The organism is Pseudomonas sp. GW821-FHT09C10 (assembly GCF_059418085.1).
The window spans coordinates 152,779-173,581 of record NZ_JBWKPE010000006.1 but is presented as its reverse complement, the minus strand read 5'-3'; the positions used below and the strand labels follow the sequence as shown (position 1 = coordinate 173,581).

Below are 20,803 nucleotides of genomic sequence, written 5' to 3'. Positions count from 1 at the left end.
TCAATACTCCCGGTTGCCGAGGTCGCGCGGAAGACGCTGCTTAATGACCTGCAATCGAATTTGCCGCTCACATTCGCGAATAACTGGATGGTCAGCGCCGAAATGAGACTCCAGCTTTGTTCTCAACGCGAGTCCGGCAGTCTGCTCGTGGAGATTTTGCTGAATCAGTGCCTGATAGTCAGAAACCCATGATGCCTCAGGCACATCAGGAACGGGGTCCACACCCATGATACGAGCGAGCAGGTCGGAACTGGCAACCCCTCGGGTCTGCCACTGTGGCTCGCTGACGCTGGTAATTCGACTAGAGGTCTCAGGATCGATTTCGGTACGCAAGATTCGGACGCTGTCCGAGGATACGGTGCTCAACACCTGAGGACTGTGGGTAGTAACGATAAGCTGCATGGCCGGAAATGCTTCGGTCAGGTTGAGCAGCACCACTTGCTGCCATTCCGGATGCAGATGCATGTCGACTTCGTCTATCAGCAACACGCCGGGAGTCTCTTGAGCTGCCTGTGCACCAAGGTGCCCGTTGAGCTTGGTCGCACGGAACGCGATATCGGCAACCATGCCAATCATGTTGCGAATGCCGTCGCTAAGCCACTCGACCGGCAACTCTCCAAATTGCTCATGGCGAGCGACCAATGCGTCACGAGTGAACGAATATTGAATGCCGCTCCAACCTGCTGGTTGGATACACGCATTCACCGCGCGACTAACTGACTGGATGTAGTCGTCGAATTCAGTTTTGGCAATGCTGGCCCCAGCTTCAAGAGCTTTGAGTTGGGCCTCCTTGGCATTCAGGCTCCAGTAGCGAAACCACTGCACAAACGATTTATAGCTAGAGGCCGGATCCAGGCAATCGGTATAGCCCACGGTTCTGGAGGTGCGTTGAATGTTCTTTGCGTCTGTCAGTTTCTTCTGCTGCCACAGTCGCCCCGTACCGTAGTACGCGATGAGTGGCAGAACAACTTCGGTGCCCGGAGTGCGCGCCGCTTCCTGCATGCGCTTGCCGTAGCTCACCAGCTCCTTGGCATCCTTGATCGAGGTCTTGGTCTTGGTCGTGCTTGATAAATGACGGCGCCAAATGGTCGATAGATCATCGGACAACTGATCCATCAAGCTTCCAGGAATGACCCCTGTCGCCTCGATCCGAGCCCCTTGGGGCGCGTATTCCATTTCGTTGGTTGTGGTTCGCCTGGCACGAAACTGGCGGATATCGCTGGGTTCAAGGTGTTTGCCTACCGCCTCATCGAACGCTCCCACGTAGGGGCCGAAAGCGACAGCGATGGCGTCCAGGATGGACGTCTTACCCGTACCGTTGGCCGCAACCAGCACGGTCAACTGCGGATGGAAGTCTATATCCATTGTTTCGAAGCAGCGGAAATCACGTAGCCGCAACCGCGAAAGCCGAAGCGAATTTATTCCGGCACTCGCCATATTTTTCTGCGTGCCCATGAGATCTCCAGACCGGCGCCTAAAGCCCTAGTCTACCTGTTGACCAACCCCCCAGCGTAGTTACTGGAGGAAATCCTGAATAGACTTTTTGATTCGGTAAAGTGCCAGTCTTCCCCTGAACATTCCAAATCCCAAGGGAGAGAACAAGCGGGTCCCTCGGCAGTGCGGCAACTGGCATCATCGGGGGCAAGCCCCCTCAGGTCACCGAACATTCGATGGCGGAGCGAGACTGGCTACCTGAGCCGACGGAAACAAGGCCGTTGGATTCTCTAGGAAACGTCCTGCAACTGAAAAGGATCGGTTTTGCTGGCCATGAAACAACAGCTCTTTTTGGGGAGCTTTTAGCTGCTTTCTGAATAGCCAGTAGGCTTAGCCCTACTGGCTCGTCGGACCTTTCTGGATTTTCCCTTCTGCCGCCTATCGCCTTGCGCGGCCACCTAACATCCCGCCTGTCATTTACGTAAAAGGATTACGTCATGCAGGAAATCGATCTTCACACAGCAATCATGCACAGCCAGTTTGAGCTCCAACGCAATGGAATTGATTTCGGCTCAACTTCAAGCATGGCGTTTCATTTAGGAAACACGATGACAAGTTGCCCGGCAGTCATGGTTTTACCTAATTCGCCAGGCTGGACCCATGGCGCCAGTTACCAGTTACTCAAGCCCGTTCATGCTGACTCCTCGGTGCCGAACACCACGTTTGACGAACTCTGGAAATGTACACAGCAACACTATGGCTTGACGGCCGCAACGGTTCTCACTGGCGCCGCGGGCATACCTATAAGCAAAATTGCCGTGGGCACTTGGGTTCATGTTGGCTCCAGCAAAACGACGAACCTGGCGAGTCTCATTGGAATGCGCTTTTTCCCTCGTACATTGATCAGGCAACCCACGGTGGCCAGAATGGCGAAAGCAACGTTTGGCACCGTCCGGGTATTTGGCATTATTGGACGAGGCATTCCTTTCGTTGCTGCGGGGTTGGCTGTCTTTGATCTAATCAGTATTGGTAAGTGTGCCTATGAGGCAAGAAATGGAAGGTAGCCCGACTAGAGCCGAGATCAGCGAAAAGGTGATTCAGCTATTCGTCGATATCATCGGTTTCATCGACCGAAGTCAGGTCACGGAGCAAACGGACTTCATCCATGACTTCAAGATTATTGATGATGATTTGACCTGCTTTGTCATGCAGATCAAGTGGCAATTCAACTTGCAAGCGACCCAGGAAGATTGGGATCACATCACCACCATTGAGCAAGTGGTCGATTTGATTGTTCAACGCTCACAGCTGTGTTGAAGCAACCGACGTCGTCGCGGGGAAGCCCGCTCGCCACAGGTGACGAGTTGCCCGGACTGTATGCGGTCTAGTGTGGGAGCTGGCTTGCCTGCGATGGCGTCGGTAGGGCCTACCTGCAAGTCAGGGAATAAACGCCATCACCGAGGCTGGTGATCCCGAACCGCCTTCCAGTCCCAGTACACCTATCACTAACGTGGCGCCCTTGGCCGGAAGCCGGTCGAGGTGGGTCAGGCATTCCAGCACAATCCCGTTTCCCGCCAACACGGCATGGTTTGTCGCGAAGGCGGTGCTTTGCCCTGGATCGACCCCGTGGGTATCAATGCCAACCCCGGCAATCTGGCGCTGTTCGAGTAAAAACCGAATCGCCGCTTCACCAATCCCAGGGAAGTGTGAGCCTTGCGCGTCCTGCCCAAAAAACGCTATCGGGTCGTTCCAGAGGTGTTGCCAGCCGGTGTACATCAGCACCACCGAGCCAGGTTCGATAAGCCCGTGCTGACGTTCCCACGCTTCAATATCCAGTGGGCTGATTTCGTAATCTGGATTGCTCTGGGTTTTACCGTGCACATCGATCACTACAGCGGGTCGCACCAAGTCTTCGGGTTGATAACCATCAATCCCCATCCCGTCGGCATAAAAACTGTTCGGCGCATTCATGTGCGTGGCGCTGTGTTCGCCCATGCTGAAACGCCTTAGGAAATAGCCGTCCTTATCCCGTGACGCGACGTCTTCAAACGTCACCGGCGGGTCCCCCGGCCACAGCGGAATACGCGGGGTGATCGGGTGGCTGAGGCTGAAGACCTTGCTGTGCTTATCCACCATTTTTGCCCTCCAACTGCCCCAACGGCACCCGCCGCTCTATCGCGCTCGACAAAATAATCGAGGTCTTGCTGAACCCGAACTTCGCCAGCCGATTGATCAAGTTCTCCAACTCCGGCATCGAGCCCACCGCCGCTTGCATGATCACGCACGGATCGCCCGTCACCCGGTGGCACTCGGTCAGTTCCGGGATTTCGGCCAGTGCGTCATACACCTTCTGGTTGCCATGGTTGGTCAGCCGCAGTTCGATCACGCACTGAATCGGCAAGCCCACTTTCGAAAAATCCACCTTGGCCTGGTACCCGGTGATCACCCCGCTGGCTTCCAGCTTGGCCACGCGTTCGGCCACGGCGGGGGCGGAGAGGTTGACCGTGCGGGCCAGTTGCGCGTAGGAGGCGCGGCCGTCTTCGAGAAGGGCGCTGAGGAGCATGCGGTCGTATTTGTCCATGATAAGGCTCTACTCGGGGATGGCTTTCGAAAACACGATTTATAGCCCTCATAACCATGCTTTGGAAAGTGTACTGGCGGTTTAAACAGGTTTTGTAACTTATGTTTAACGGCCTGCCTTTTTAGAATAAGCCTCTCTTATCTCTGCCTTCGAGCCGCCCAATGCCTGGCACACGTCGCTTTCCCTTACCGTTGATCGCCGCCTTTTTTGCACTGTATGTGATCTGGGGTTCCACCTACCTGGTGATTCGCATCGGCGTTGAATACTGGCCACCGCTGATGCTGGGCGGTATTCGCTTTTTGTTGGCGGGTGCGGCGATGTATGGATTTTTGCGTTGGCGTGGGGCGCCGGCGCCGACCTGGGAGCAGTGGAAGGCTGCTGCCAAGATCGGTATTTTGCTGCTGACCTTCGGCAATGGCGCGGTGAGTGTGGCCGAGCACACTGGGGTGTCGTCCGGCGTGGCGGCGCTGGCGGTGGCGACCGTGCCGTTGTTCACCTTGCTGTGTGGGTATTTCTGGGGCGCGCGCAATACCCGGCTGGAATGGGCCGGGGTGATCCTGGGCATGATCGGTATCGCCATGCTCAACATGGGCAGCACATTGCAGTCGAGCCCCATGGGCGCCGCTTTGTTGTTGTTTGCAGCGGCCTCGTGGGCGTTTGGTTCGGTGTGGAGCCGGCGCCTGCCGTTGCCGCCGGGCGCTATGGCCAGTGCCGCAGAAATGCTGGTGGCCGGGGTGACACTGTTGATCGCCAGCGCGCTGACCGGTGAGCGCCTGCAAGCCATGCCGCCGCTGGAAGGCTGGCTGGCCCTGGCTTACCTGGCCGTGTTCGGCTCGATCATCGCCTTCAACGCCTATATGTACCTGCTCAAGCACGTACGCCCGGCGGCCGCGACCAGCTATGCCTACGTCAACCCCGCCGTCGCAGTCTTGCTGGGGATTGTATTCATCGGCGAGACCATCGGTCTGGAAGAGGCCCTGGCCATGCTGGTGATTATCAGCGCCGTGCTGTTGATCAGCCTGCCCCAGTGGCGAAAGCCCAAGCCGGAAATAAGGTAAACTGCCGCGCATTACGCCCTTGCGCTGAATTTTTCCTACGGTAACTACATGACTTTCGCCACACTTGGCCTGATCGAACCCTTGCTGCGCGCCCTTGAGACGCTCGGCTACCAGACCCCGACGCCGGTGCAGGCGCAAGCCATTCCGGCGGTGCTCGCCGGTCGTGACCTGATGGCCGCAGCCCAGACCGGCACCGGCAAGACCGCCGGTTTCGCCGTGCCGCTGCTGCAACTGCTGACCCTGGAAGGGCCGAAAGTCGCCGCCAACTCGGCGCGCGCGCTGATCCTGTGCCCGACCCGCGAGCTGGCCGAGCAGGTTCACGCCAGCGTTGCCGAATACGCCCAGCACCTGCCGCTCACCACCTACGCGGTGTACGGCGGCGTGAGCATCAACCCGCAGATGATGAAGCTGCGCAAGGGCGTCGACATCCTGGTCGCCACGCCGGGCCGCCTGATCGACCTGTTCCGCCAGAACGCGCTGAAACTCAACCAGCTGCAAACCCTGGTGCTGGACGAAGCCGACCGCATGCTCGACCTGGGCTTCTCCGAAGAACTGGCGAACATCTATCGCATGCTGCCGAAAAAGCGCCAGACGTTACTGTTCTCCGCGACCTTCTCCGATGACATTCGCCTGCTGGCCGGGCAGATGCTCAACGACCCGCTGAGCATCGAAGTCAGCCCGCGTAACGTCGCTGCCAACACCGTCAAGCAATGGGTGGTGCCGGTGGACAAGAAGCGCAAGGCGGAGCTGTTTGTGCACCTGATGCGCAAAGGCCGCTGGAAGCAGGTGCTGGTGTTCGCCAAGACCCGTAACGGCGTGGATGCGCTGGTGGATAAGTTGCAGGGCCTGGGCATCAACGCCGATGGCATCCATGGCGACAAGCCGCAAGCCACGCGCCAACGCGCGCTGGACCGTTTCAAATCGAGCGAAGTGCAGATCCTGGTCGCCACCGACGTAGCGGCCCGAGGCCTGGATATCGAAGACCTGCCGCTGGTGGTCAACTTCGACCTGCCGATCGTGGCCGAGGACTACATCCACCGCATCGGCCGGACCGGTCGCGCGGGTAACACCGGTGAGGCGATTTCCCTGGTGTGTGCCGATGAAGTCAACATGCTGTCGGCCATCGAGATGCTGACCCGCCAGACCTTGACCCGCAAGATGGAACAGGACTTCGAGCCGGAACACCGCGTGCCGGATACCGATGCCAGCGGTCAGGTGGTGAAGAAGCCGAAAAAACCGAAGAAGCCCAAGGCATCCGGTGGTGGCGGTGGCAAGCGCAACCTCGGCAAGTGGGTGGACAGTGGTGAAGTGGCGCCGGTGGAGCCTTCGATCAAGCCGGTGCGCAAGGTACCGGTGTTTAATACCGGGCCGCGTAAGAAGAAGTGATTTTGCGGGGTGGCTGATGGCCTAATCGGGGGCAAGCCCCCTCCCACATTTTTGATCTGTGAATACATTCAAACTGTGGGAGGGGGCTTGCCCCCGATGGCGGCTTTGAATCACCGCAGATCTCAGCGGTTGAGCCACTCCAACATCCCCCGCCCAGCCGCTCTGCCACTGGCAAAACACCCCGTCAGCAAATACCCGCCGGTCGGCGCTTCCCAGTCGAGCATCTCCCCTGCACAAAACACCCCCGGCAATTGCTTGAGCATCAGCCGCTCATCCAACGCTTCAAAGGGCACGCCGCCTGCGGTGCTGATGGCTTCATCCATCGGCCGTGTCGTCACCACTGTCAGCGGCAACGCCTTGATAGCCACCGCCAATTGCGCCGGGTCGTTGAAGTGTTCGGCGGGTGCCAACTCGCGCAACAGCGCCGCCTTGACCCCATCCAAACTCAATTGGCTGTGCAAATGCTTGCTCATCGAGCGCGAACCTCGCGGCTTGGTCAAGGCGGCCTGGATCTTGTCCAATGGCTTGCTCGGCAGCAAATCGATATGCACCGTCGCCGAGCCATTACGGTTGATCGCCTCACGAATCGGCGCCGACAGCGCGTAGATCAAACTGCCCTCGATACCGGTGGCGGTGATCACGCATTCGCCGAGTCGCGGCTTGTCATCCCCCAGCCCAATGGCGACGTTTTTCAGCGGTGCGCCGGCGAATTTGCTGACCATCAAGTCGCTCCAGGCCGACACCTCGAAGCCGCAATTGCTGGGTTGCAGGGCCACGCAAGGCACGCCTTTATCCTCCAGCAGCTTGAGCCAGGCGCCGTCGGAGCCCAGGCGCGACCAACTGCCGCCGCCCAAGGCCAAGAGCACGGCATCGCTGTGGACAACTTTTTCACCGTCCGGGCTGTGGATAAGTAAATCACCCTCGGCATTCCAGCCCACCCAACGGTGCCGGGTGTGGATAACCACGCCTTGGTCGCGCAGGCGTTTGAGCCAGGCACGTAATAGCGGGGCGGCTTTCATATCGGTAGGAAATACGCGACCGGAGGTGCCGACAAAGGTTTGAATACCCAGGCCATGAATCCATTCGCACAACGCTTCGGCACCAAACCCACGCAGCAACGGTGCTATTTGCGGGGCTCGCTCGGCGTAGCGCGACAGGAACGCCGGGTACGCTTCGGAATGGGTGATGTTCATGCCGCCCACGCCCGCCAGCAGGAACTTGCGCCCCACCGACGGCATGCCGTCGTACAGGTCTACCCGCACCCCGGCCAGGCTCAAGACTTCGGCGGCCATCAGCCCGGCAGGGCCGCCGCCGATGATGGTGACGTGTCGAGAGGAAATATCGGACATGGGCAGGGCTACGATCGCGGAAATAAGTCGGGCATTCTACCCGAGGCGCGCGGCGTTGCCTGATCAAAAAATGTACAGCTTCCTACAGGCTAGGCAGCTACGGGCTCTTAGACGCTTACGCTCAAGTTATCCACAGGCCGTTCCACAGGCATTGTGGGTAACGCCCACACTTCAATGACACCCTGATGACGTCCACACCCGCTGCGCGCTGTGGTGCAGGATGCCGTGGCGGCGGGCCAGGGCCGGGCGATCCTTGCTGTAGCCGCCACCGATCACGCCCATCACCGGGATGTCGCGGCCCAGGCAGTGGCGCATCACGCTTTCATCGCGGGCGGTCACGCCTGCGTCTGTCAGCTTGAGGTAACCGAGCGCGTCATCCTTGTGCACATCGACGCCGGCGTCGTACAGCACCAGGTCCGGCTGGTAGAGCGGCAGCAGGTAGTTGAGGGCGTCGTCCACCACCGTGAGGTAGTCGGCATCGCCCATGCCCATGGGCAGCGGGATGTCCCAATCGCTCTGGGCTTTGCGCGCAGGGAAGTTCTTTTCGCAGTGCAGGGACACAGTGATCGCCTCCGGCGTGTCGTGGAGGATGCGCGCGGTGCCGTCGCCCTGGTGCACGTCGCAGTCGAAGATCAGCACGCGGTTGACCCGGCCGCTGGCCAGCAGGTAATGGCTGATCACCGCCAGGTCATTGAAGATGCAAAAGCCCGCCGGGTAGTCGTAGTGGGCGTGGTGGGTACCGCCCGCCAGGTGGCAGGCCAGGCCATGCTCAAGCGCCTGCTCCGCCGCCAGGATCGAGCCGCCGACCGCGCGCACGGTGCGCCGGGCCAGGGCTTCGCTCCAGGGCAGGCCAAGGCGCCGTTGGTCCTCGCGGGACAACTCGCCGCTCATGTAGCGTTCGATATACCCAGGTTCATGGGCGAGGGCCAGAATCTCCGGTGGGCACAGCGACGGGCGCAGCAATTGGCTGTCTTCGGTCAGGCCGCTGGCCACCAGGTGGTCACGCAGCAGGCGGAACTTGTCCATGGGGAACCGGTGGTCTGCCGGAAACTCAGGGCTGTAGTCATCGTGGTAGATCAATGGCAAAGGCATGGGATTTTCTGACGGGGATCTGCGAAGGATCTTAACAGCGCTGTACACTCACGCACATGGCAAGGGGAGGGGACCCATGGAGGAGATATTGCAATTGGAAAGCGCGCGCCTGGTCATGCGCCAGTGGCGCGATGCCGACCTGACGGAATTTGCGCGCATGTGTGCCGACCCGCAGGTGATGCGCTATTTCCCGGCCAGATTGAGCCACCTGGAAAGCGCCGCCCTGATCGGTCGGATTCGCGGCCACTTCGCCGAATACGGTTTTGGCCTGTGGGCCCTGCAACGCAAGGACACCGGTGAGTTTATCGGCCTGACCGGGTTGCAGAACGTCAGCTTCGAAGCGGGCTTTACCCCCGCAGTGGAAATCGGCTGGCGCCTGGCCCGCGAGCATTGGGGCCTGGGTTATGCCAGCGAGGCGGCCTGGACCGCGCTGCGCTGTGGTTTCGACCGTCTGCAGTTGGACGAAATCGTCGCTTTCACCACTCAAGCCAATCTGCCATCACAAAAAGTCATGCAGGCCATCGGTATGCATTACGATCCCCAGGCAGATTTTGAACACCCCAAGGTCGCAGCCGATGACCCGCTGCGCCCCCACGTTTTGTACCGCATCACCCGCGCCCAATGGTTGGACACGCTGCACGGATAAGCAGCCCGGAATGCCCTATCGATTGTTGTAGGAGTTGCTCTATGAGCCAAGTATTGGAAGATCTGGTGGACTTGCTGACCCTGGAGCCGATCGAGGAAAACCTCTTTCGCGGCCGCAGCCAGGACCTGGGTTTTCGCCAACTGTTCGGTGGCCAGGTGCTCGGCCAGTCGCTGTCGGCCGCCAGCCAGACCGTCGAAGAAGCGCGACATGTGCATTCCCTGCATGGCTATTTCCTGCGCCCCGGCGATGCGAAGTTGCCGGTGGTGTACTCGGTGGACCGTGTACGCGATGGCGGCAGTTTCAGCACGCGCCGCGTGACGGCGATCCAGAAGGGCCACCCGATCTTCACCTGCAGCGCTTCGTTCCAGTACGACGAGGCCGGCTTCGAGCACCAGACCACCATGCCCGTGGTGGTCGGCCCGGAAAACCTGCCGTCGGAGCTGGAGCTGACCCAGCAGCGCGCGCACCTGATCCCCGAGCATATGCGCGACAAGCTGCTGTGCCCCAAGCCCATCGAAGTGCGCCCGGTCACCGAAAAAGACCCGTTCAACCCGCAGCCGTCCGACCCGGTCAAATACGTGTGGTTTCGCGCCGATGGTGCCCTGGCGGATACGCCGGCGCTGCACAAATACCTGCTGGCCTACGCCTCGGACTTCGGCCTGCTGACCACCTCGTTGCTGCCCCACGGCAAGACCGTGTGGCAGAAAGACATGCAGGTCGCCAGCCTCGACCACGCGTTGTGGTTCCACGCCGACCTGCGTGCCGATGACTGGTTGCTGTATGCCATGGACAGCCCATGGGCCGGCAATTCCCGTGGGTTCTCCCGTGGCAGCGTGTACAACCGCGCCGGGCAACTGGTGGCGTCGGTGACCCAGGAAGGCTTGATCCGCCATCGCAAGGATTGGGCATGAGCCTGACGGACGTTAAGCACTGGGTGTTCGACATGGACGGCACCCTGACGGTGGCGGTGCATGATTTTGCGGCGATTCGCGTGGCCCTGGACATTCCTCCCGAGGACGACATCCTCACTCACCTTGCCGCATTACCGGCGGACATCGCAGCGGCTAAGCACGCCTGGTTGCTGGAACATGAGCGCGAGCTGGCGCTGGGCTCCGTCGCGGCGGACGGCGCGGTGGAGCTGGTGCGCGAACTGGCCGGGCGCGGTTATCGCCTGGGGATTTTGACTCGCAATGCGCGGGAGTTGGCGCATATCACCCTGGAGGCGATCGGCCTGGCGGACTGCTTTGCCGTGGACGACGTGCTGGGGCGCGACGATGCGCCGCCCAAGCCGGATCCGGGTGGGTTATTGAAATTGGCGGCGGCGTGGGATGTATCGCCGAGCGAGATGGTGATGGTCGGCGATTACCGTTTTGACCTGGACTGCGGCCGGGCGGCAGGGGCGCGGACGGTGTTGGTCAACCTGCCGGAGAACCCGTGGCCGGAGCTGGCGGATTGGCATGCTGCAGATTGCGCTGCATTGCGCCGAATGATCCAGCTCCCACATTTTGAGACTGTTTCGTCAGGTATTACTGAGTGAACAGTACCTTCTGGCCCTCGGGCGACGTAAACATCCCATCCCCGTCATGCCCCACCCCCGGCACTTCCACCAGCGTCTGGCGCAATTGCGGATGGCGCTGCTTGAGGTAGTCAAAGTAGTTGTGCCCACGAATCAGCCGATACGTGCCCTGGGTCTCGGCTTCGCAGCTTTTATCCAGCGCCGGGTGGTTCGGGTCGGTGTCCTGCTGGCCCAGCAGGTAAGTGATGGTGCGTGATACGTAGGCTTGTTCCAGCTGCTCGGCGCTTTGGCCGTTGGCGTAGGCCGGCAGGTGCTGCATGCCGTACTTCCAGGTGTTGAACCCCGGGCAACTGGCGGTATCGAACCTAACCGGCCGCTGTGGGCTGAAGTAGGCATAGGACGAGGGGTTGGCCACCACATAACGCAGGCGGATGCCCTCGGTTTGCAGGGTCGGGTGCGCGTGGCCGGTGAGGGCGAAGCGCTGCACCACCTGGCCACCGCCGGAGTGACCGGCGACCACGATTTCCTTCAGCGCCGGGAACAGCGTGCGGTTGCCCAGGTGCTTGATGATCTGGTCGAGGGCGCCGAAAGAGCTGATCTGGCCCGGGCCGGTGGAGGCATCGCCGGCCATCCAGTCATTGCCCTTCCAGCGCAGCAACTGATTGCCCAGATGGTTGCGCTTGACGTCGGCCCCATTGAGAAACTGCGGCGCGATTACCAATGTGGTGGGGCCAACGCCTGCGTGTTCGGCGGCATCCATTCCGCTTTGCAGGTAGGTCTGCGCATTACGCAGGCGCCCGTGCACGATGATCAACGCGCGGGTGACGTCGGGCAGTGGCTGGCGCCAGTCCTGGCTCAGGCCGAGGCTGAGATCGCCGGCCTCCAGATGAAAACGCTCGGGGCTGACCACCTTGACGCCCTGCTCGGCGGCCCAGGCGGATGATGAGATGAGCAACAGGCCCAACAGCAGTCCCAATCGTTGATTCATTTATAGGCTCTTGGCAGCGAACGTGTCGCATTGAGTGATCTGGCCCTGGGCGAAGCCGGTCTTGAACCAGCGCACCCGCTGTGCCGAGGTGCCGTGGGTAAACGAGTCCGGCACCACGCGGCCCTGGCCCTGCTGCTGCAAACGGTCATCGCCGATGGCGTTGGCGGCGTTCAGTGCTTCTTCAATATCGCCAGGCTCCAGCCAGTTCAGGCGCTTTTGCGCACGGTTGGCCCACACACCGGCGAAGCAGTCGGCTTGCAGCTCCTGGCGCACCAGCAGGCCACCGTCGCCTTGCATCGGCCGGCCTTGCTGGCGTGCGGCCTGGATCTTCGACGAAATGCCCAGCAATGTTTGTACGTGGTGCCCGACTTCGTGGGCGATCACATAGGCCTGGGCGAAATCGCCGGCGGCCTGGAAGCGTTGGGACATTTCCCGGAAGAAATCCAGGTCCAGATAGACCTGCTGATCAGCCGGGCAATAGAACGGGCCGCTGGCCGAGGTGGCGCCACCGCAGGCGGAATTGACCCGGCCACGGAACAGAATCAGCTTCGGGTTCTTGTAGGCCAGGCCGTTTTCCTGGAACACCTGGCCCCAGGTGTCTTCGGTATCGCCCAGCACCGCGCGTACGAAGTCGGCCTGCTCATCGTTGGCCGGCGGTGCCTGGCGCGACTGCGTGCTCACCGAGGGCACCTGTTCCATCTGGCCGGTCAACTGGCCGAGGATCTGCATCGGGTCCTGGCCGGTCAGCCAGCCGATGCCGACGATCAGCACAATCGCGGTCAGGCTCAGGCCCTTGCCGCCGCCAAAGCGCATCCCGCCACCGCCGCCGCCACTGTCATCGCGGGCATCCACCACGTTGTCGCTGCGTCGGCCTTTTTTCCATAGCATGGGGCAATCCTCTGTGTGCTAACCGTGATTGAGTATGGTCGGTATTAACGGCAATAGCCTTCGCCGGTGGCGACGATCAGGCAGTCTTTTTTGTCCGCCAGCCATTTCAGCCCGGTCGCTTCTCCGTCGCCGGCGCGTAGGAGTTGCGGGCCGTCCGGACGGGTGAAGGCGATGCCGTCTTCGGCCGCTTCACCCTTGAAGGTGCCCGAGTCGTCGGCGTCGAGGCCGTATTGCATGGTCAGGAGGTAATGGCCACGGCCGATGCTGTCGTCCTTGGCGATGGTCAGGTGCAGGCCTTCGACGCCGATCCATTTGCCGACCCATTTATCCGTGGGCGGGGTTTCGGGTACCAGGGTGGCCTGCACGGAAGGCGGCGCAGGTTTGGGCGCCGGCGTGGACGCCTGGTCGCAGGCGGTCAGCAGGGCAAGGGCAGAAAGAACAAAGAGGAATTTTTTCATAGCAACGAGGCCTTGGTTAAAAAGTATGCAATGCGCAGGCTAAGGTGCTGCGTTGGACTCGAATCCAGTGATTTAGTGCGCTGTTCGCCCGGTGTTTGGTTATGCTCTTGGGGCAGACTCCAGCCCGGCTGCTAGATTACCGGGTTGAGCGCTGTTTCGTTCAGTGCTCAGCGTTCCGCTCGCCACGCAAGAGAATTCCATGACTGTCAGCACCCCCCTTTCCGGCGTCAACCATCCCTTCAAAGGCATTTTGCTGATCGTGTTGGCGACATTCCTGTTCTCCAGCCACGATGCCTTGTCCAAATACCTGGCCGGGTTCTACCCGATCGTGATGGTGGTGTGGGCGCGCTACGTGGTGCATACCTTGCTGATGGCCGGGATTTTCCTGCCGCAATCGGGTTTGCGGGTGCTGCGCAGTAAACGACCGGGGATGCAGGTGGTGCGGGCCTTGTGCCTGTTGGGCACCAGCCTGTTTTTCACCACGGCGCTGCATTACATCCCGTTGGCGGAAGCCACGGCGGTGAACTTCCTTGCGCCGATCCTGGTGACGGCGCTGTCGGTGCCGCTGCTTGGCGAGCACGTGACACGCGGCCAATGGCTGGCGGTGATCTGCGGTTTTGTCGGCGTGCTGGTGATCATTCACCCAGGCGGTGAGTTGTTTACGCCGGCGGTGTTGCTGCCGCTGTGTTCGGCGCTGTTCTTCTGCTTCTACCAACTGCTTACGCGCATCCTCAGCCAATACGACACGCCCACCACCAGCAACTTCTTCGCCGGGCTGTGCAATACCTTGGTGATGAGTGCGATGGTGCCGTTCTTCTGGCAGGTGCCCACGCTGTGGCACGGGGTGCTGATGCTGGCGCTGGGCACCTGTGGGATGACTGCCCACTTGATGCTGACCCAGGCGTTCCGCTTTGCCGCACCGGCCTTGCTGGCGCCGTTCGGCTATTGCCAGATCGTCTTCGCGGGGTTGTTGGGCTGGCTGGTGTTCAACCATACCCCCGATGTGACCACGGTGGTCGGCATCGGGGTGATCTGCATGAGCGGTCTGGCCGCTGCCTGGCAGCAGCGGCGCAGGTGATCAGGCGTCTACGGTCGGAATCTTGCGCGGTGCCATGAAGTACATCCAGGTCAGCGCAATGAAGTACATCGCCGGGATCAGGGTGAACAACACGGTGTAGTTGTTGTTGGTGACGGTGAGGATGTGGCCGACGATCTGGGTCATGAACATGCCGCCGATGGCCGCGCACATGCCGCCGAAACCGAACACCGTGCTCATCATGTGCTTGGGCGTGTAGTCCATCACCAGGCTCCAGATGTTGGCGGTCCACGCCTGGTGCGCACCGATGGCCAGGGAAATGGCAAACACCGCAACCCATAGCTGGCTTGAGCCGGCGGCCATGATCACGCCGACGATGCAGCAGGCAAACAGCAACATCGATAGCAACCGCGCCTTGATCGAGTTCATCCCACGGCCGATCAGGAACGACGACAGAATCCCCCCGCCCACACTGCCGAAGTCGGCAGTCAGATAGATGATGATCAGCGGGATACCCATCTGGGTCACGTTGATGCCCAGGTTGTATTGCTGGTTCAGGAACGGCGGCAGCCAATACAGGTAGAACCAGAACACCGGTGCGGTGAGCGCATAGGCGATGGCGAAGGCCCAGGTGCCGCGCATGCGCAGGATGCGGCTGAACGGTACGCCGGGTTGTTCCGGTTCGACTTGCTGTTGCACGTAGTCCAGTTCGGATTGTTTAACGCTCGGATGGTCTTCCGGGTTGTAGTACTTCAAGCCCCAGAACACCAGCCAGATCGCGCCCAGCGACGCCATGCACAGGAACGCCGCCTGCCAGCCCCACACGTGCAGGATCAGCGGCAGCAGCATCGGCGTCATCATCGCGCCGACGTTGGTACCGGCGTTGAAGATACCGGTGGCCACCGCACGTTCACCGGCGGGGAACCACAGGCGCGTGGTCTTCACGCAGGCCGGGTAGTTGGCGGCTTCGGTCAGCCCGAGGATAAAGCGGCAGACCATAAAGCCGACGGCCGAAGTGGCCAGGCCATGGGCACCGGTGGCCAGGCTCCACAGCAGTACGGCGCAGAAGAACACGCGCTTGACGCCCACGCGGTCGATCAGGCGGCCTTGCAGCACAAAACCGACGGCGTAGCCGACCTGGAACCAGAAGTTGATATTGGCGTAGTCCATCGCCGTCCAGCTCATTTCCTTGGCCAGGATCGGTTGCATCACGCCCAGGGCGGCGCGGTCGATGTAGTTGAGGGTGGTGGCAAAGAACACCAGGGCCAGCATGCCCCAGCGGGTTTTACCCACGGCGAGGGCGCCGCGGATCTTGTCGCCGATGCCGGCGTGCGGGGTGCCCGGGCGCGCGGCCAGGGCGGAGTTTTGCGAAGGCATGTGGTTGTACCCGTTTTTTGAAATTTTTATGAGGTGTTGTGGGTCTTCTTTTGGGTGTCGCTGCGTGATTGATGGTGCGCAGTGGCTAAAAAATCGTCAATTCGCCAAAGAGGCTTAGTGTTCGATAATCGCACCAAAAACTAACCGGTTCGTACATTTTAATTGCTGCGGGTAGTCTGGGGGCGAATAATTTGCCACAAACAACAATTGCCGGGAGTCGCCCATGCAACGTTCCATCGCCACCGTGTCCTTGAGCGGTACCCTGCCGGAAAAGCTCGAAGCCATTGCTGCCGCCGGGTTCGATGGGGTCGAGATCTTCGAAAACGACTTGTTGTATTACGACGGTAGCCCCCGTGAGGTCAGGCAGATGTGCGCCGACCTCGGCATCGCCATCACCTTGTTCCAGCCGTTTCGCGACTTTGAAGGCTGCCGCCGCGATCGCCTGGCGCGCAACCTGGAGCGCGCCGAGCGCAAGTTCGACCTGATGCAGGAACTGGGCACCGACCTGGTGCTGGTGTGCAGCAATGCCTCGGCCGATTGCGTCGGGGATGAACGCATCCTGCTCGACGACCTCGGCCTGTTGGCCGAACACGCCGGTCGTCGCGGCCTGCGCATTGGCTATGAGGCGTTGGCCTGGGGCAAGCATGTAAACACCTGGCAGCAGGTGTGGAACCTGGTGCGCCAGGTCGATCACCCGAGCCTTGGGGTGTTGCTCGACAGCTTCCACACGCTGTCGCTCAAGGGCGACCCGAGCGCCATCGCGCAGATCCCCGGCGACAAGATCTTCTTTGTGCAAATGGCCGACGCGCCGATCTTGGCCATGGATGTGCTGGAGTGGAGCCGGCATTTTCGCTGCTTCCCCGGCCAGGGTGAATTCGACCTGGCGGGGTTCCTCGCGCCGATCATCAAGAGCGGCTACACCGGGCCGTTGTCCCTGGAAATTTTCAACGATGGCTTCCGCGCCGCGCCAACCCGTGCGAATGCGGCAGATGGCCTGCGCTCCCTGCTCTACCTGGAAGAGAAAACCCGCGAGCGCCTGCAACAGGAGGCGCCCGCGCAACCTGTCGAGATTCTGTTTGATACCCCGGCGGCCAGCGAGTACGACGGTATCGAGTTCCTCGAATTCGCCGTGGATGAAAACCTCGGCGCCAAGCTCACCCATTGGCTGGAACGCCTGGGTTTCGTCAAGGCCGGCCAGCACCGCTCCAAGAGCGTGAGCCTGCTGCGCCAGGGTGACATCAACCTGATCCTCAACTGCGAACCCTATTCCTTTGCGCATAACTTTTTCGAGGCCCATGGGCCATCGTTGTGCGCCACGGCGATTCGGGTCAAGGACAGCGCCAAGGCCCTGGAACGGGCGGTGGCCTACAAAGGCCAGCCCTACCGCGGCCTGGTCGGGCCCAATGAGCTGGAGCTGGCGGCAGTGCGTGCGCCGGACGGCAGCCTGATTTACCTGGTGGATCAGAGTGAGGGCGGGATCTACGACACCGATTTCAATCTGCAAGCGTCCAGCGCTGCCGGCGGTGGTTTGCTGCGCATCGACCATATGGCCATGGCCTTGCCGGCCGACAGCCTCGACAGCTGGGTGCTGTTCTACAAGAGCCTGTTGGATTTCGAAGCCGATGACGAAGTGGTGCTGCCCGACCCCTACGGCCTGGTGAAAAGCCGTGCGCTGCGCAGCCGTTGCAGCTCGATTCGCTTACCGCTGAATATTTCCGAGAACCGCAACACCGCGATTTCCCACGCGTTGTCGAGCTATCGCGGCTCGGGTGTGCATCACATTGCCTTTGACTGCGCGGATATTTTTGCCGAAGTGCGCCGTGCCAAGGAGGCCGGGGTGCCGCTGCTGGATATTCCGCTCAACTACTACGATGACCTGGCCGCGCGCTTTGATTTCGATGATGAGTTCCTCAGCGAACTGGCGTACTACAACGTGTTGTACGACCGTGACGCCCAGGGCGGTGAGTTGTTTCATGTGTACACCGAGCCCTTCGAAGGACGGTTTTTCTTCGAGATCATCCAACGCAAGAACGGTTACGCCGGCTACGGCGCGGCCAACGTAGCGGTGCGCCTGGCGGCGATGGCCAAATCCCGCAGCGGCGCTGTGCGCCAGGCGCGTTTATAACGGTGGGCCTGGTGCTTCCTTCGTAGGACGCCTCGGCCCATAATCGCGGCCTGCACAATAAAAATGGCCGTGAGCGCACCATGACCTCAAGTCCCGAACTCCCCGCGGTGTCCGACGCACCGCGCAAGAGTCGTAAGAACAACCCGGAAAAGACCCGCGAGAACATTCTCCAGGAAGCCATCGTCGAGTTTGTTCAGCAGGGCCTGTCCGGCGCTCGCGTGGATGCCATCGCCGAGCGCATCCATACCTCCAAACGCATGATCTATTACTACTTCGGCAGCAAGGAGCAGTTGTACGTCGAGGTGCTGGAGAAGCTCTACGGCGATATTCGCAACACCGAAACGCGGATGAACCTCACCGCCCTTGAACCGCGTGAGGCGATCCGGCGGCTGGTGGAGTTCACCTTCGATCACCACGATCAGAACGTCGATTTCGTGCGTATCGTCAGCATCGAAAATATCCACAATGCCGAGTACGTCAAACGCACCGAAACCATCAAGGCGATGAACAGTAAAATCCTCGAGGGGCTAGGGGTGACGTTGCGCCGGGGCGCCGAGATGGGGCTGTTCCGTGAAGGGCTGGAACCGTTGGACGTGCACCTGCTGATCAACTCATTCAGCTTTTACCGGGTGTCCAACCGCCATACGTTCAGTGAGATCTTTCAGATCGACCTGTCGGATGAGGCGGTTAAACAACGGCATCGCGAGATGATTTGCGAATCGGTGCTGCGCTACCTGCAGGCCTGAGTACACTGCTGACCCCATGTGGGAGGGCGCTTGCCCCCCCTCCCACTTTTCAGCTGTTCATGCTCTTGAAGTGCGCGAGCATCCGCTGCGCATCCGGCACCTCGCCACTGAACAACTCAAACGCCTTTACCGCCTGGAAAACCGCCATGTTGCCGCCATCCAGGGTGCGGCAGCCCAAGGCGCGGGCATCGTGCAGCAGTTCGGTTTCCAGCGGGAAATACACAATTTCAGCCACCCACAGTTCGGTTCTCAGCAGGGCCGCTGGCACCGGTGTGCCGGGCAGCTTGGCCATGCCCATGGGCGTGGTGTTGACCAGGCCATCGGCCTCGGCCATGGCGTTCTCAAGGTGGGTGCCGACCTGGGCGCGACCGGCGCCGAAACGCTGGGCGAGGTTATCCACAAGGTCGCGGGCGCGGCTGGCGTCCACGTCGAAGACGCTCAACTGTTCCACACCTTCGGCCAGCAGTGCATGCGCCACCGCAGCACCGGCACCACCCGCGCCCATCTGCACCACGCGTTGGCGCGGCACATCGTTGAGGTTGCGGCGAAAGCCTTCGGCAAATCCCAGGCAGTCGGTGTTATGGCCGATGCGCTTGCCGTCCTTGAAGACCACGGTGTTGACCGCGCCGATGCCTCGGGCCTCGTCGGACAAATCATCGAGCAACGGCAGGATTGCCTGCTTGCACGGGTAGGTAATGTTCAACCCGGTGAAGTGCATCAACTCGGCAGCGTCCAGCAGGTCGGGCAGGGCGTTGATGTCCAGGTGCAGGGGCTCAAGGTCAATCAGGCGATACAGGTAGCGCAAACCTTGGGCGTCGCCTTCCTGTTCATGCAAGGCGGGGGTGCGGGAGGCCTGGATGCCGGCGCCGATCAGGCCGGCGAGGATGCGCGGTTTCATCGGGCCGACCCCTTCAACAACTGGCTGAAATGTTCCAGGGCCAAGTGGTAGCCATGGCTGCCAAAGCCTGCGAGCACCGCCTTGGCGATGGGCGACACAAACGAGTGATGCCGAAACGCCTCGCGCGCATGCACGTTGGATAAGTGCACCTCGATCACCGGCACTTCACTGGCCACCAAGGCGTCGCGAATCGCCACCGAGGTGTGGGTCCAGGCTGCCGGGTTGATCACGATACCGGCGCAGCGGGCGCGGGCGCCGTGGATCCAGTCGAGCAGTTCGCCTTCGTGGTTGGTCTGGCGAAATTCGATTTTCAGCCCCAGTTGTTCTGCGCTGCGGCCACATAGAGCGGCCACGTCGGCCAGGGTTTCGTGGCCGTAGGTGGCGGGTTCGCGGGTGCCGAGCAGGTTGAGGTTGGGGCCGTTGAGCACCAGCACGATGGGCGGCATACGGGGGATCTCCACAGTTCTTGTTGGTTGTGGGGATAAAATGTACTGGTTAGTTAATTTGGTCAATTGATGACGGCAGATGTGTTCGATTACCGAACCGTTAATCAGACGTGTCCGGCGCTCGAATCAGATTAGATATCAATTGAAAATCATTCTCGACAACGCTTAAGATGCCCGCCTGTTTCCTTTACATTCCAGGGAGTCGGTTTGTCGGACGTGGATCTCAAGGGCCTGTTTCTCAAGCACGCCGATACCCTGCGCGGGTATCTGGCGCGCAAGGTACGGGACCCGCAGTTGGCGGCCGACCTGGTGCAGGAGAGCTTCCTGCGCCTGGCGGAAAAACCCGCCGGCGAGCGTATCGACAACTCCCAGGGCTATCTCTATCGAACGGCGAGCAATCTGCTGATCGACCATATTCGCCAGGAAGCGCGGCGCAAGACAGACTCCGTGCCCCATGAGGCGCTGGCCGAGATTGAAGATGAAGTGGCCGGGTTGGAGGCTCAGGCAATGGCGCAGCAACAGCGACAGGCATTGAAGCAGGCGTTGGCGGAATTGCCGGAACGCACCCAGCAGATCTTCCGTCTGAACCGTATAGAGGGCATGACCCACGCCCAGGTCGCCCGGCATTTGGATATCTCCGACAGCTCCGTGCAAAAACACCTGGCCAAGGCGCTGGCGTATGTGATGCAGCGCTTGCAGGACGGCGAGGTGGAGCCAGCCGACGAATGAATTACGGAAAAACCTCAGCTCAGACGTCACAGCGTCATATAACGAAAAAT

22 protein-coding genes are annotated in these 20,803 nt (G+C 60.7%); 11 read left to right on the top strand and 11 right to left on the bottom strand.

Translation table 11 applies throughout. The features are described 5' to 3' along the window. Entirely contained in the window at window positions 1-1,455 is a 1,455-nt protein-coding gene (locus AC07OT_RS14160; RefSeq protein WP_253492155.1) for an AAA family ATPase, read from the bottom strand. Between the two features lie 476 nt (window positions 1,456-1,931). On the opposite strand from AC07OT_RS14160, the gene AC07OT_RS14155 reads away from it, so the two are divergent. Beyond that, the gene (locus AC07OT_RS14155; protein WP_065938341.1) at window positions 1,932-2,498 is read left to right on the top strand and encodes a hypothetical protein; all 567 of its coding nucleotides are present in this window, start codon (window positions 1,932-1,934) and stop codon (window positions 2,496-2,498) included. After that, complete coding sequence (locus AC07OT_RS14150; protein WP_065938340.1) at window positions 2,488-2,751, top strand: acyl carrier protein; 264 nt, start codon at window positions 2,488-2,490, stop codon at window positions 2,749-2,751. Before AC07OT_RS14155 ends, AC07OT_RS14150 begins: the two co-directional genes overlap by 11 nt. 120 nt (window positions 2,752-2,871) lie before the next feature. Here the strand turns inward: AC07OT_RS14150 and AC07OT_RS14145 are convergent, their stop codons facing one another. Together AC07OT_RS14145 and AC07OT_RS14140 are read right to left on the bottom strand one after the other, a co-directional pair. Further along, window positions 2,872-3,570, bottom strand: coding sequence for a cyclase family protein (locus AC07OT_RS14145; protein ID WP_253492154.1), 699 nt, complete (start codon window positions 3,568-3,570; stop codon window positions 2,872-2,874). Beyond that, on the bottom strand, window positions 3,560-4,015 hold the full coding sequence (locus tag AC07OT_RS14140; RefSeq protein WP_408014261.1) for an Lrp/AsnC family transcriptional regulator: 456 nt from the start codon (window positions 4,013-4,015) through the stop codon (window positions 3,560-3,562). The genes AC07OT_RS14145 and AC07OT_RS14140 overlap by 11 nt, the downstream gene beginning before the upstream one ends. Window positions 4,016-4,176: 161 nt before the next feature. Here AC07OT_RS14140 and yedA point away from each other — a divergent pair, with 161 nt between their 5' ends. Both yedA and rhlE1 read left to right on the top strand, forming a co-directional pair. After that, a complete protein-coding gene (gene yedA / locus AC07OT_RS14135; RefSeq protein WP_065924994.1) occupies window positions 4,177-5,073 on the top strand; it encodes a drug/metabolite exporter YedA in 897 nt (298 codons plus the stop codon). Window positions 5,074-5,121: 48 nt separating this feature from the next. Next, window positions 5,122-6,459 carry an RNA helicase RhlE1 gene (rhlE1, locus tag AC07OT_RS14130; protein ID WP_495108334.1) on the top strand — a complete coding sequence of 446 codons (1,338 nt, stop codon included), beginning with the start codon at window positions 5,122-5,124 and terminating at the stop codon, window positions 6,457-6,459. Window positions 6,460-6,581: 122 nt separating this feature from the next. Here rhlE1 and AC07OT_RS14125 read toward each other — a convergent pair whose 3' ends face one another. Beyond that, window positions 6,582-7,808, bottom strand: coding sequence for a TIGR03862 family flavoprotein (locus tag AC07OT_RS14125; RefSeq protein ID WP_495108333.1), 1,227 nt, complete (start codon window positions 7,806-7,808; stop codon window positions 6,582-6,584). A gap of 171 nt (window positions 7,809-7,979) precedes the next feature. Further along, on the bottom strand, window positions 7,980-8,900 hold the full coding sequence (locus AC07OT_RS14120; RefSeq protein ID WP_495108332.1) for a histone deacetylase family protein: 921 nt from the start codon (window positions 8,898-8,900) through the stop codon (window positions 7,980-7,982). Window positions 8,901-8,976: 76 nt separating this feature from the next. Between AC07OT_RS14120 and AC07OT_RS14115 the strand changes: the two genes are divergently transcribed. The 3 genes from AC07OT_RS14115 to AC07OT_RS14105 are packed head-to-tail and all read left to right on the top strand — an operon-like array spanning window position 8,977 to window position 11,083. Further along, window positions 8,977-9,546 (top strand): GNAT family N-acetyltransferase, encoded by a 570-nt coding sequence (locus tag AC07OT_RS14115; protein WP_495108331.1) that lies wholly within the window; start codon window positions 8,977-8,979, stop codon window positions 9,544-9,546. Window positions 9,547-9,587: 41 nt separating this feature from the next. Then, window positions 9,588-10,457, top strand: coding sequence for an acyl-CoA thioesterase II (gene tesB / locus AC07OT_RS14110; RefSeq protein WP_027605282.1), 870 nt, complete (start codon window positions 9,588-9,590; stop codon window positions 10,455-10,457). Beyond that, window positions 10,454-11,083 carry an HAD family hydrolase gene (locus AC07OT_RS14105; RefSeq protein ID WP_141156073.1) on the top strand — a complete coding sequence of 210 codons (630 nt, stop codon included), beginning with the start codon at window positions 10,454-10,456 and terminating at the stop codon, window positions 11,081-11,083. Before tesB ends, AC07OT_RS14105 begins: the two co-directional genes overlap by 4 nt. Here AC07OT_RS14105 and AC07OT_RS14100 read toward each other — a convergent pair. From AC07OT_RS14100 to AC07OT_RS14090, 3 genes are read right to left on the bottom strand one after another with little or no spacing between them, the layout of a single operon-like run. Continuing rightward, complete coding sequence (locus AC07OT_RS14100; RefSeq protein WP_495108330.1) at window positions 11,073-12,050, bottom strand: alpha/beta hydrolase; 978 nt, start codon at window positions 12,048-12,050, stop codon at window positions 11,073-11,075. The two genes, AC07OT_RS14105 and AC07OT_RS14100, sit on opposite strands and share 11 nt — an antisense overlap. Continuing rightward, a complete protein-coding gene (gene ypfJ, locus AC07OT_RS14095) occupies window positions 12,051-12,938 on the bottom strand; it encodes a KPN_02809 family neutral zinc metallopeptidase (RefSeq protein ID WP_495108329.1) in 888 nt (295 codons plus the stop codon). Window positions 12,939-12,982: 44 nt separating this feature from the next. Further along, window positions 12,983-13,396: a lipoprotein gene (locus AC07OT_RS14090; RefSeq protein WP_368960404.1), complete on the bottom strand. Its 414-nt coding sequence runs from the start codon at window positions 13,394-13,396 to the stop codon at window positions 12,983-12,985. Window positions 13,397-13,595: 199 nt separating this feature from the next. On the opposite strand from AC07OT_RS14090, the gene AC07OT_RS14085 reads away from it, so the two are divergent. Further along, window positions 13,596-14,474, top strand: a complete 879-nt coding sequence (locus AC07OT_RS14085; RefSeq protein WP_027605286.1) for a DMT family transporter — start codon at window positions 13,596-13,598, stop codon at window positions 14,472-14,474. On the opposite strand, the gene AC07OT_RS14080 is transcribed toward AC07OT_RS14085, so the two are convergent. Then, the gene (locus AC07OT_RS14080) at window positions 14,475-15,809 is read right to left on the bottom strand and encodes an MFS transporter (RefSeq protein WP_115487543.1); all 1,335 of its coding nucleotides are present in this window, start codon (window positions 15,807-15,809) and stop codon (window positions 14,475-14,477) included. It abuts the gene before it with no gap. Window positions 15,810-16,032: 223 nt separating this feature from the next. On the opposite strand from AC07OT_RS14080, the gene quiC reads away from it, so the two are divergent. Together quiC and AC07OT_RS14070 are read left to right on the top strand one after the other, a co-directional pair. After that, the gene (gene quiC / locus AC07OT_RS14075; RefSeq protein WP_027605288.1) at window positions 16,033-17,934 is read left to right on the top strand and encodes a 3-dehydroshikimate dehydratase QuiC; all 1,902 of its coding nucleotides are present in this window, start codon (window positions 16,033-16,035) and stop codon (window positions 17,932-17,934) included. Window positions 17,935-18,014: 80 nt separating this feature from the next. Next, on the top strand, window positions 18,015-18,680 hold the full coding sequence (locus AC07OT_RS14070; RefSeq protein WP_027605289.1) for a TetR/AcrR family transcriptional regulator: 666 nt from the start codon (window positions 18,015-18,017) through the stop codon (window positions 18,678-18,680). Window positions 18,681-18,729: 49 nt separating this feature from the next. On the opposite strand, the gene AC07OT_RS14065 is transcribed toward AC07OT_RS14070, so the two are convergent. Both AC07OT_RS14065 and aroQ read right to left on the bottom strand, forming a co-directional pair. Then, window positions 18,730-19,578: a shikimate dehydrogenase gene (locus AC07OT_RS14065; RefSeq protein WP_495108328.1), complete on the bottom strand. Its 849-nt coding sequence runs from the start codon at window positions 19,576-19,578 to the stop codon at window positions 18,730-18,732. Next, a complete protein-coding gene (aroQ, locus tag AC07OT_RS14060) occupies window positions 19,575-20,024 on the bottom strand; it encodes a type II 3-dehydroquinate dehydratase (protein WP_010206717.1) in 450 nt (149 codons plus the stop codon). The genes AC07OT_RS14065 and aroQ overlap by 4 nt, the downstream gene beginning before the upstream one ends. A 207-nt stretch (window positions 20,025-20,231) precedes the next feature. Here aroQ and AC07OT_RS14055 point away from each other — a divergent pair, with 207 nt between their 5' ends. Next, on the top strand, window positions 20,232-20,753 hold the full coding sequence (locus AC07OT_RS14055) for an RNA polymerase sigma factor (protein WP_065925006.1): 522 nt from the start codon (window positions 20,232-20,234) through the stop codon (window positions 20,751-20,753). Window positions 20,754-20,803 lie beyond the last annotated feature (50 nt).